The organism is Mesotoga sp. B105.6.4, assembly GCF_002896535.1.
Lineage (GTDB): Bacteria > Thermotogota > Thermotogae > Petrotogales > Kosmotogaceae > Mesotoga.
In genome coordinates this window covers 1-7,146 of record NZ_JWIM01000105.1, presented here as the reverse complement: position 1 = coordinate 7,146, position 7,146 = coordinate 1, and the positions used below count along the sequence as shown (strand labels likewise).

2 protein-coding genes are annotated in these 7,146 nt (G+C 49.4%); both read right to left on the bottom strand.

The window, feature by feature from the left end; translation table 11 throughout:
- Positions 1-129 precede the first annotated feature (129 nt).
- On the bottom strand, positions 130-6,726 hold the full coding sequence (locus RJ60_RS14825; RefSeq protein WP_103135262.1) for a DUF11 domain-containing protein: 6,597 nt from the start codon (positions 6,724-6,726) through the stop codon (positions 130-132).
- Positions 6,727-6,823: 97 nt separating this feature from the next.
- Positions 6,824-7,146: DUF11 domain-containing protein (locus RJ60_RS14820; protein ID WP_146028946.1), on the bottom strand; the 323-nt coding region annotated here is incomplete at its 5' end.

Genomic DNA, 7,146 nt, shown 5'->3' with positions numbered 1-7,146 from the left:
TTTTTCTTGCGATTGTTGTCGTCTGGTGAACTTTGATGCTATCTGACGTCAATATCTCCGATCATTCAACATATCTACATTCTTGTTATTACATGATGCCAGGCTCGAGCACTCGAAAATAGGTGAATACTATTTTTTCTCGACTGAAATCGTTAGATCACTGTTCTTACCAGGTTCGAGCCATATCGTCCTCAGATTTTCTGAGACAGTATATCCCTTTGGTAAGTCGGTTATTTCGATGGAGTGTTCCCCAAAGACAAGTCCTACCAGTTCGATCATTCCAAAGACCTGGAATTCGATTCCATCGACATTCAGACTAACCACTTCATACAAATAATCTCCTGTCTCGTCAATCAAAGATATGTTCAGTGAGCTCCTTTGAGCGAATCCAATCTCGAGTCTCGTATCGCCCTTCTCGTCAACTTCAATTGTTTCAATTGATGTAGTGCGAGAGTAGAGTCTTTCAAAGCCCCTGTCCATAGTCAGACTTGCCCTGCTGACACCGGCAGGAACACCCTCAAGGACCGTTTGGGAACCTATTCTAAAGGGCTTTCCGCCTATGGTTAGAATACCTGAAGCATCCAGAAGGGGCTCGTCGCTCTCTCTCAGACCGTTCGCGTTCAGGTCTCTGAAGAGGACCACTTCGATTTTCCGCTGGAAGGCGACACCAAATTCGACATTCTTCCTCTCTCCCGGCTTCAGCTCTAGCTGTCTGTTCAAAGAACCGGTCGTGATACTGACACCCGAACCGAGCGAGGCCAGATCCAGCGAGATTCTTATAATTCCCGGCGAGACCGGGATGGTAAGTGTTCCGTCTTCTGTAAACACTACGTCCTCTCCTATGTTGATAGAGAAGCTCTTCAGGTATTCCTCTTCCTTATCGTATGTGCCCGAAGAATTCGAGTCGACAAAGATACGTATGTCCACGTACGCCGGTGACTCCATAAACGGCCAATAGAAGTCTCTGGATCCGTACTCTGTTACATGAAGCTCCGGAGAATCCTTAAGCAACGAAACAAGTGAATCGGGGTATTCGACGAGTTCGACTCTGTAAAGACCGACGGGCAACTCGACAGATATGACTCCATTTTCATCGCTCTCGTACTCTTCTCCATCTATTCTCACCTTGACACTTGTGGGCATCTCACCTGTATCGAATTTTGTATCGAGATCCTTGTCGAGAAAGAAGTAGAGGTTCAACTTTCCGGTGTTTCTGCTCTTGAAGAACCAGCTGTCGTCTAATTTGATTTTTACTCCAAAGTAGAAACCGTCCCTTCTCAAATTTCCAAGGAAGCTCTCCTTTAGCGAACCGAAGCCATAACCAGCGTAGACAACTGTATCCGGCCACAGGGTGAGACCGGCCTGGACTATGAATCTGTTATAGAAACCGCCTCTATTGTCGTTTACAAGATATCCGGCACCGGTGATATAGAAGAGATCTGCAAAAGACTTCTCTGCTCTGAGTCCGTTTATTGTGTAAACCATGTTTTTCTTGAGATATATCTCCCCGGTCAGAGCGAAGTTGAAGGTTCTATCATACCAGAAGACAGTGTCAAGAGTCAGTCGGCCTTCGGAAGTCGTTTCTTCTCCGTTTCTGCTTATATAGTAAGCTCCCTCCGCAAGGAGAGCCAGAGGGCTCCTCAACTGGGGAACATATGCGAGGCCGGCCTGGACTTCAAATCTGCTGCTCTGGGTCTTCAGGTCGTTCGTGAAGAGAATGTGATATGCCGGTCTAAGCCTATCAAGACCGAGATACTCTCCCCGGCTCTCTATAAGAAATCGCGACAGGGCGAATCCGGTGTCAAATCTTAGATCTGTACCCAGCCTGAGTTTGAGGGACTCAATCTCACGGTTCTCTATACCTACATGCAGGGCGTAGAAGTCCTCGGTGTTCGAGCCAACGAGAGTGTGTCTGCCCTGTAAGAGGAAATCCAGATTGACGATGCCCGGAGAATAGGAGGCAGTGTAACCGGCTCCAATCGAGACCCTGTCCGAAAGAATCGCCTCGAGATCTATCTTCCCCGTATCCAGCGTATAGCCAAAGCCGATAATTGTGGTGAACCTTAGATCCGGCAGAAACTCTATCTTCTCTTTTGCTGTTATAGAGACCTTGCCAAGTTTCTTCAATATGTATGGAGTCAGCGACAGTTTTACCCTGCCCGCTCCGGAATAGTCAAATACTACATCTCCTCCTGCAAAGAGAGACTCGCCGATACCAAAGTCGGTCCTCAAAGAGAGACCCGCGACCGGACTGACTCCTCTCAGTCCCAGACTGATTTCCCCGCTGAGCCTGGTCTTGTCCAGCGATAACCTCGGTCTTGCGGTGAGCCTGACTTCATTTTCCAGACCGTCCTGCTTATGTATCAGAGACTCCTTGAGCGAGACTTCAGTCATAACCTGACCTGCTTTGAAGTCTCTCAGCAGCTCAAGCGAGAGGGTTCCCGTCTTAGCCTTTTCATCGAAGCTGTATCCCGAGAGCAGCTTCAGCTCAAATACCTTTGGATTGAGTTCAAGACTGAAACCGAAGCCTGAAAAGGGTCTGGAATTGCCCGGCGCCTTGAAGTCTCTGTCCAGGTGAGCTTCCAGATTACCGACGACCGTCTTGCTCACAAACTTCAGCGCCCCTGCGGCCCGAAATCCGAGGTCTCCTGTGCCCGAGGAGACCAGCAGTTCCAACGAAGGCGAAAGGCCTTCGGAAATACTTCCTTCCGCCTTCAAAGACGCAAACCGGTAACCTTCACTTAGGCCTCTGAATAGTCCGGTCAGGGTATACTTCCAGCCCGAAGAAGAGTAAGTTAGATACGCCATCATGTCGAGATCTCCCGGCGAGGTCGAATCAACCGAATAAACTGCCTCGATCCACACCGGGTTGAAGTCCAGATCGAAATAAGGAACAGGTTTACTGAAGATCAGCAGTCTATTCGAATTGTAGAGGGTGTAGTCTTCTCCCCTTCTCAAAACCCGTCGAGTGATTATCTCGCCTTCGCTATCTCTGGTGATTAGGCTTATAGTCTCGCCCCCCGAAGCCGGTACTTCAGACAGGTAATAAGGACCTCGTATACCCTCTCCCCTGAACTCCTCGGTCCTCTTTCCCCTGTAAACTGGATTCACGAAGAGTTTGTAGGAAAAGACATCGCCGCTGTATTCGCTGGAAAGACCCGTTCCACTTGACAGAAAGCCCGTGCTTCCGCGGGTCTCGAACTCATAGTCCCCAAGTTGAACGTTGAAATGCCCGATTTCATAGCGCAGAAAATACGGGCGAGATGAGGGAGCTAGCGTACCCTTTATCGATTCGTCGCCATGGGTGATATACGTATCGAAATCGGCCGATGATTCTTCACCGAAACGGAAGGTAAGCAAGCCTCTGTCGATATTGAGACGACCGAAGACACCGCCTTCAAAGGACAGCGAACGATCTTTTAAGCTGTACTGAAGCTGTGCGCTTCCGGTTATAAGCGGTGGACGCGATTCGACTGCATACTCCAGACGAACATCTTTAGACAGATCACCGTACCTTACAGAGAAGTCTACTGCATAAGCCTGAGCCGTGGGCTTCAATTTAAGTTTAGAGACGCCATTTTCGAGCTTCAGTCTCGTTCCGTCCCAGTCGGAGGGTTCCAGGACGATATGCGAATCGAGACCTTCAATAATGAGAGTTCCACCGACCGATGATGGGACGCCCCTTTCATCGACCAGCGAGATTACGACCAGTACCTCTGTCACACCGTCGGCGGTGAGTATAAGTGGCTCGGTCGAGACTCTGAATTCAAAGGGCTCTCCGGAGAGATATACCTCTATCTCCTTGCTGCCTTTTGCAGTTCCATCCTGCCAGTCTAGCCTTATTCTATTCCTTCCGGGATTCAACTTCACATTGAAGTACTTCACAAAAAGCCAGACGCCGTCTGCGTCGTTGGCCTTCTGACCTATCTGGCTCTCGGGAACGACAATATCGTTTACGTAGAGAGTGTGGCGGCTTTCTATGGGCATTGCCACCTCTACCATGAGTCTGTCAACGCCGACAAATTCCTGTCCGTTCAACGGTGTGACTATATAACCGTAATCGGAGAACATGGAGGGATCTAGACTCTGATTTCCAGAGACTATTAGCGACGCGGCGTCAAAGCCTTTGAGAGTCAGCGGATTTCTATATGTTATCGTCTCAACGATTCTCTCCCTGTGGATCAGCGGTATATCTATGATAGTGTACATTCCCGGCAGCGTCTCGATCATGAAACATCTGTCGTCTCCAAGCGATCGGCTATCCTGATTCGGCAAAAGCCTGTAAGGCGTCACGTCAATATCTACCTTGACGGTGTGGAGCCCCGGTTTCAGCCTGTCAAAATGAAACAGCCCGTCCTTATCCGTAACGACGAAGGAGCCGTCCTGAAGGAGCAGTCTGACGGGCAGAGGTTTGCTGTCATCTTTATCGTAGAAGCCGTTTCCATTTTCATCTACATAAATCCTGCCTATGATTCCAGTGCCGGTATTCATAGGCCTGAAGACGCGCACGTCGACGACAGAGGGTTCTGTTACCACTTCCGTGCTGTACTCTTCGGATAAAATCGTACCGATAGCCCTGACCATGTTTTTCAGGGATTCTCCGGTAAACTCGTCGAGTCTCAGACGGTAAACTACCTTTGACTTCTCTCCAGGCTTCAGGTCTTTCAGATTATCGAAGATCAGCATATTTTCAAGTATCAGAGGCTCTACGGGTTCGCCGTCGATGCTTCCGCTTCCCTCGACGTAAGAGGTCCCCGGCGGGATTCTATCCTCCAGCCTGAGTTCAGTTACAGTTGCTATGGTACTGGGGTTTGACACCTCGATAGTGTAGGTAATCTCCGACCCCAGCTCAACGATCGAAGGAGAGGCCAGCTTCACGAGCTCCAGACTACCGTGGAAGATCTTCACGGAGACCCTTTCTGAGTCTTCGAAAGTTCCATCGCCGGAGACGGTTGCCGTGTTCTCAATTACGGTCCCTTCAGCGAGACCGTCAACCGTAGTGCATTTAAAGGTAATCTCCACACTCTCCAGAGGATCAAGAGAGTCGAACTCGACCGTGAGTATTCTCTCTTGACTGTTGAATGAAACCGTAGCCTCTTTTGAAACCTCAATTTCGTACGGAGCCGAAAGGAGCGAGGAAATAGGATCGCTAACCGTGATCTTTCCGGTCGAACTTTCAGACTCGTTCTCCACCGAGATAAGGAAACGCACTTCGGCCTTTGGCATTAAAAGCGAGCTCGAGAGAACGACTTTGGATATGCTTAGACTGTCTGACTTCCTGATATGTGGAATTATATCTATCGTTCTGTTCTCCTCGTTGCCCATTACGGTTTTGGGTATGAACTTAAAGCCTTTCTCGAAATTACTGCCGCTAACGCCTTCGGGAATAGTTGCCTCCAGTATTATATCTACCTCTTGCCCGGGAGCAACGACCCCGACATCCACATAACCGCTTCCGTCTGTGTCCGTCAGAGGAACTCCCGTATCGTCTTTGAAGACGAATCCCCAGCCGTCTAGCTGAAAGTTGGCACTTTCGATAAGCAGATCCATTACACCCGGCGCGTTTCCGTCGTTCTTCAGAGTATGACGGAATATGACAGTATCACCATCGAAAACCGTAATAGTGCTGACCGTAGTGTCCTCAGGAGTCATTTCCGGCGCGTCCGGGTATCCGAAAGGACCTAGAAGAGGGACTCCCAGAGCCGGAATGGTGAAATCGACAGTATTTGTCTTTGAGGACCATGTTGTTCCAAGCCTCGAGTAAGAAACACTGGCGGTGTTGTAGCGCCTGCCTGCCGCAACGTTCTTTGGGAAGAAGACATCGAAAGATATTTCGACAGACTGCCCTGGACTAACCGGACCGAAGGTGAGCTCGAAGCCCTTTATCTCTTCATCGTTCTGTGGCGGCTCGGGCAACCAATCCAGACCATCGAAGTAGCGGGCGGAGAAATCGTAATTCGAAAAGAGAGAAGCGGAATCGAGAACTCCGTCAACCAGGTTGCCCCCGTAGCCTATGAAGTCTTTGAGAACGAGGCTGTCCAATTCGTACTCCGAATTGTTTGTGAGGCTCACCGAGAAGGACTGCGAGCTACCCGGGAGAACTGTATCCAGGAGTCTGGATTTTGTGGAGGCGACAATCTCCTTCTCTTCCACCTTTATCTGGGCTATGTTGTCGTCATCGGTGTTGCCGGCCGGGTCTATTCCGACTATGTTGATAAAACCTTTATCGGTCAAATCACCGGTCTCTTCGAGAATAACTCTTACTATCAGCTTTTTTGAACCATCGATTTCGAGGTCGACACTATTTACCGGTGTTTTTGCCTGTCCCGAGATACCCTCTTCTCCTTCATCGAGATAAATACCGATAACTCTAAGCACCGGGGTCCCCGAGGGGCCGTCTCCAAAGATCTGAGAGGCTGAGAGCGAGATGGTTGTCGGGCTGTTTCCAAAATTTCGTGCCACGTAGTTTAGATCAACTGTGCTTCCTTCGAAACCCTCTCTTTCCTGACCGGGTTTCTCGAATGTCCCGTCGGGCTTTATCGTGAAACCATAGACGGGCAATACCGTAGTGACGACCTTATCCGAGAAGATCGTAATGTGATTGCCATCGATATCTCTGTATCTGGCAAAGGCAAAGTTCTCTATCTTAGAACCGGCAGCCGGTGCCGGGACAATCACAGTTGTCACAAAGATTAATATAAGAAGCATTACGATCTTCCTGCGCACCTAATCACCTCGCTGTCCTCATCTCTGTGATCTCCAAAGAGCTGTCCCCGAGATCACAGAGATGAAGAGCCATGGCCCGAAGGCCATGGCAATTAGATCAATAACCGTCTATCAATACCGGGAAGACAACCGTGCCTGACTGACCGGCCGTCAATGTTCCGATTATCCACTTGACGGTGGTTACAGAGGCAAGAGTGCTTTTGTCGAATGTTGCCCAGTCCTCCCATGTCACTCCGTAATCGGTGCTAACCTGAGACGGTTCGGTGAAGTTGACCGTGTCGGTTACTATTACAGGATCAAGAGAGGTGTAGAACGGAATCGTATCGTAGATGATCAGATTATTGATTGGTTCCGTTCCGGTGTCGGCATAGGTTATAGTGTAGATCAGCTGTTCGCCGGGCTTTGCATCGATCTTATTGA